This window comes from Chrysiogenia bacterium (genome assembly GCA_020434085.1).
GTDB lineage: Bacteria > JAGRBM01 > JAGRBM01 > JAGRBM01 > JAGRBM01 > JAGRBM01.
In genome coordinates this window covers 1-3,139 of record JAGRBM010000063.1, presented here as the reverse complement: position 1 = coordinate 3,139, position 3,139 = coordinate 1, and the positions used below count along the sequence as shown (strand labels likewise).

Annotated in this window: 2 protein-coding genes; one reads left to right on the top strand and one right to left on the bottom strand. The window is 64.9% G+C overall.

Annotation, left to right across the window (positions count from 1 at the left end):
* On the top strand, positions 1-809 hold an 809-nt coding region (locus tag KDH09_02190; protein ID MCB0218479.1), incomplete at its 5' end, for an AarF/ABC1/UbiB kinase family protein.
* Here the strand turns inward: KDH09_02190 and KDH09_02185 are convergent.
* Positions 801-3,139: PD-(D/E)XK nuclease family protein (locus tag KDH09_02185; protein MCB0218478.1), on the bottom strand; the 2,339-nt coding region annotated here is incomplete at its 5' end. The genes KDH09_02190 and KDH09_02185 overlap by 9 nt on opposite strands.

The window sequence follows — 3,139 nt, the reverse complement described above, 5'->3', positions numbered from 1 at the left end:
TGGACCTGCTCTCTGAGGCCCAGTCCACCGAGCTCATGTCCAAGGAACTTGCAAAATTCGATGTCACCGTGCCGAAGGTCTACTGGCGCTACTCCACGCGCCGGGTGCTGACGCTTGAATTTATCGACGGCGTCAATCTCGACAACCTGGAACAGATCAAGGCGTGGGAAGTCGACCGCGTGAAGCTCATGCAAACCTACCTGCGCGCCTTCTTCCAGCAGGTATTTCTTGGCGGGTTTTTCCACGCCGACCCGCATCCGGCCAATGCCTTCTGCACGCCAGAGGGCAAGCTCGCCCTGCTGGACTTCGGCATGGTCAAACGCTTGCCCGACCACGTGCGCGAGGGGCTGCTCAAGGAGATCTTCGGCGGGTTCTTCTTCAATATCCCGCTGTGGGCCAGCGGGCTCATTCAAAAGGGTGCGTGCAAGGAAGAGGACCGGCCGATCCTGGAAAAATGGGGCAAGAAGTATCTCTCGGATCCGAAGGTCCGCGCCGCGCTATTCGATCACGAGATCGAGGACCGCAAGAAGATGGCCGATATCTTCGGCAACATGACGGAGATGATCGACGAGCTCTCCACCTTCGAGACTCCCCAGGACAACCTCATGGTTGCCCGTGCCATCGGCATTGTGACGGACGTCTGCCGCGAAGTGGTGCCCGAGAAGCCGGTCAGCCAGATGGCCACGCCCATCATGATGCCGATCTTCACCGAAATCCTGAAGCAGCATCCCGAGTTTGGAAGAGTTGAAGACAGTCCGGTGGTCAGCGGCACCATGGGCAACCAGCGCGGCGAAGCCGCCTCAGAATAGGCTTCCCTGCTCGCTGCTCTTCTTCTTCGGCGCCATGGGCGCAGGGGGCGGCGTTGTGTCCCCGTTCATTGGCACCTGCACGATTTTCCCGGCGCGCAGAAACCACAGCTCAAAGCGCGGCGGCGGATCGCCCTGGCGGCAGAGCCCCTTTGCAATGGCCTCCACGTAGACCTCACCCTGCGCGCGGTATTTGATCGCACGCTCTTCCATCCCTGCATCGTCTGTAAGGTTGTCGCTCTTGTGATCGGCGATGACATAGGCGCCATCGGCCGGATCGCGATAGAGCAGATCGATCGTGCCGATGCAGGCACCGACGGGTTCTCCCGCCACGCCCTCTCGCGGCGCCAGCAGCAGCGGGAGCTCGCGTCCGATGATTTCGACCTCGCGAAGTTTCTCCAGCAGCGCCGCGCCCTTGAGCCCGTCCCAGATCTTCTGCGCTTCGTTGAGGGCCGGCGCGCGGAGCGACTCGCTCCCGGCATCGGCGACATAGTCTTCGAGCAGGTCGCGCTGACGTGCATGCTCGGTATCCGGATCCGCGCTGATATCGAAACACTCCATCGCCTGGTGGACGGCCTTGCCAATGATGCTCGGCAGGGCGGGCGCAAGCGGGGCCTGCGCGGCCTCCCCTTCGTCTTCCTGAGCGGCTCGCTCTTCGCTGGGTTTTTCAGTTTTGGCCCGGCCCGAGGCTGTGCCCGTAAACGGCCGCGCCATTTCTTCGCGCGCCTCGGCGCGCGCCTTCTCGATGAGTGCCTGCTCTTCACGTGCGACGGCCTCGCCGGCGACAGTGCCGGCGCTTTCCTTGAGTCGCCGCGTTTCCTCGCGCGGCGCAGGCATCACCCAGCGGGCGCCGGCTTCGTCGAACGCCTCGGCGTCCTCCTTCGCCGCCGCGGCAAAAAGCCCCGCCAGATCCGGAAGCGCAACCTGGCGCGCGGCAAGCAGGTCCATTCGCGACTTTGCTTTTGCGGCGGGGACTTCCTCCACCGCTTCGGGCCAGCGCCCGGCCATCACCAGCCGCACCCGCGGCCGCGTCATCGCAACGTAGAGATTGCGCACTTCCTCGGCGCGCGAGACCTCGGCGCGACGTCCCTGCAGGGCGTCGTAACCCAGGCTGGGCACGCCAAGCAGTCGCAGCTCCCACCGCCCGTCCACTTTCCCGGCGTCGCACGCAGGCCCTTCATCGGCGCCGCGCCCGCCAAACGCGCCGTGCAGGCCCATCACGTAGACATGATCGAAGGTCAGCCCCTTGGCCTTGTGCACGGTGAGGATGCGGATGGCATCGAGCGTCTCATCACCGGGCTGGGCTTCTTCCTCTTTGGGTCGCTCCTCAATGGCCCGCCGCAGCGCGCGCACGGCGATCACCGGATCCAGCGCGGGATCGCTCAGGTTGCTGCGAAGACGCGAGAAGAAGCGTTCGAGGTTGGCCAGGCGATGGGCCCCCTGAAAGCGCGCGGCCTCGGTTTCTTCCAACAAGGTCAGCGCGCGCAGCTTGTCGACGAAACGGTCGGCTTCATCGCTTTTCCATGAGTTTCGAAGCACACGCAGCACGCGCACTGCATCCCTGAGCGCTACGTCCCAGTCCGGCAGCGCGGCAAGCCCCGGCACATCGGCATCAAGCGCCGCCTTCGCCGCACTGATGCATGCATCCAATTCTTCATCTGCGGCTTCAGTGAGCGCCGTCACGAGCTTTGGGAACTGGTGCTTCCAGAGCGGCAGCAGCGCGGCGTCGGGAAGCCCGACGATGGAGGAGCGCAGCCACGCAAGCAGCGAGACGTGATCGGTGGGATCCATCACCACGCTGATGAGCGCCGTTGCATCGATGATCTCGCGGCGGGCGTAGTAGTTGCGATCGCCTTCGATGAGGAACGGGATTCCCGCCGCGCGCAACGCATCGAGGTAGGGTTCGTGCTGAGTGCCGGTACGCTGGAGGATCGCGACGTCGCACCACTGCAGGTCGCTGCTCTCGCGAAGATCGAGCAGGTCGCGCACCAGCATCTGCGCCTCGATCTCGCGTGCCTCATCGGCGCGGGTCTTTGCCCCGCCCTCGGTGCCGAGCGCTTCATCGACCTGCGCCCACGAAACCCAGTATTCGACGGGGCGCCGGCCGCCCGGCAGGTCCTCGTCGGCAACCCCCTGGGCCGGAAGCAGACCCTCGAATGCCGGCTGCAGCCCCTCTTCGGCCACCATCACCGGCCCGATGGCACGGTCGACCTCGGAGAGAATCGCGGGAACGGAGCGGAAGTTCACCTGCAGCGAATGAATCTCACCCCCTTCATCCTTCACCCGGGCGATAAAGCGCGCGTAGGCGCCCAGGTCCGCGCCGCGCCAGCCGT